This is a genomic window from Prevotella sp. MGM2, assembly GCF_002933955.1.
In the GTDB taxonomy this organism is placed as follows: domain Bacteria; phylum Bacteroidota; class Bacteroidia; order Bacteroidales; family Bacteroidaceae; genus Alloprevotella.
The window spans coordinates 1-786 of the sequence record NZ_BEWW01000022.1; the positions used below are offsets into that span (position 1 = coordinate 1).

At 50.9% G+C, this 786-nt stretch carries 1 protein-coding gene; it reads right to left on the reverse strand.

Annotated features, from left to right (window positions below; genetic code table 11):
- Positions 1-47 precede the first annotated feature (47 nt).
- The coding region (locus tag C5S62_RS00480) for a transposase (protein WP_104403596.1) at positions 48-786 on the reverse strand (739 nt) is incomplete at its 5' end.

The following is a 786-nucleotide window of genomic DNA, read 5'->3' on the forward strand; positions in this document are numbered from 1 at the left end:
GAAATTCCGGTGCATTTGTTAAAATTCGAGAGCTGAAATGTTAAAGTTTAGGCGTAGAGTTTGACGAGCCGGAAGATAAAGAAATCACGGTCACGGACCCCTCGCATCTGCGAACGGAAGATTTTGACTTTGGAGTTGAATGCTTCGGCCGAGGCATTAGTTGCGCGACGTCGGAAATAATTGAGGATAGTCGGGGCGTGGTTCTTGAACGTCTTGATGACAGAGCGGAAGTTGTTGTTGCCCAATGCCATTACTTTTTCATACCACTTGTTCATCCGACCCATTGCTTTGGTGGGTGATATCTTTGCGTTGAAGATTTGGCGCAGTTCCATAGCCAGATGGTATGCAGCTTTCAGTATCGGATAGTGTCTGAACAGAATGTTTGCGCGATGACGCTGTATGTCAGTCCATTTGTTCTGCGACATCATCAGGGTGTGCTTGCTGCGGGCAAGGATCTGGCGCATGGTCTCGCCGTTGGAATATGTAATTGGAGGCTCTGATTTGTCACGGCTGTTGTCTTCGGCAATGAGCTGTCGGCGGATGTCTATGCGAATTTCGTCGACAGCCTCGTTATAGACCTGCTGCACATGGAAGCGGTCGTTAACGACGTGGGCGTTGTAGAATACCTCGGCGGCTATCAGCATCATCGAGGACGACAGATCGCATGTGACCTCCCTGACTTTTCGTCTCAGGGTCTTGCCCATCGCTCCGATGAGTATGGAGATGATCTCGTCGCTTTTTGTGCCCGGGATTGCAGCGGCAAGTGTACCCCTGCCGCCGTGCCCG